At 53.0% G+C, this 396-nt stretch carries 1 protein-coding gene; it reads left to right on the forward strand.

The genetic code is table 11. The features are described 5' to 3' along the window. The coding region (locus KDM89_RS20135) for a YbaK/EbsC family protein (protein WP_329604710.1) at window positions 1–396 on the forward strand (396 nt) is incomplete at both ends.

Here is a 396-nt window from a genome sequence, read left to right on the forward strand (position 1 = left end):
CCGGGTAAGGCAAAATGTGAAGACGTGGCTGCCTTGTTGTCCATTCCTTTGCAAAACACCGTCAAGTCCATCGTTCTGACCGTCGATGCAGACAAAGAAGAAGACAAGCAAGTCTGGCTGCTGCTGTTACGTGGCGATCATGAGCTGAATGAAGTGAAAACCAGCAAAGTACCGGGTCTAGCGACGTATCGCTTCGCGACCGAAGCGGAAATCGTGGAGTGGTTTGGTACTAAGCCTGGCTATCTCGGTCCGATTAATACTCTGAAACCTGTCAAGGTCGTGGCAGACCGTACTGTGGCCAATATGGCAAATTTCGTCTGCGGCGCGAACGAAGCGGATTTCCACTTCACCGGCGCAAACTGGGGCCGTGATTTGCCTGAGCCTGTGGTGGCGGAT

The organism is Cognatundibacterium luofuense (assembly GCF_018139685.1).
Lineage (GTDB): Bacteria > Pseudomonadota > Gammaproteobacteria > Burkholderiales > Burkholderiaceae_D > Undibacterium > Undibacterium luofuense.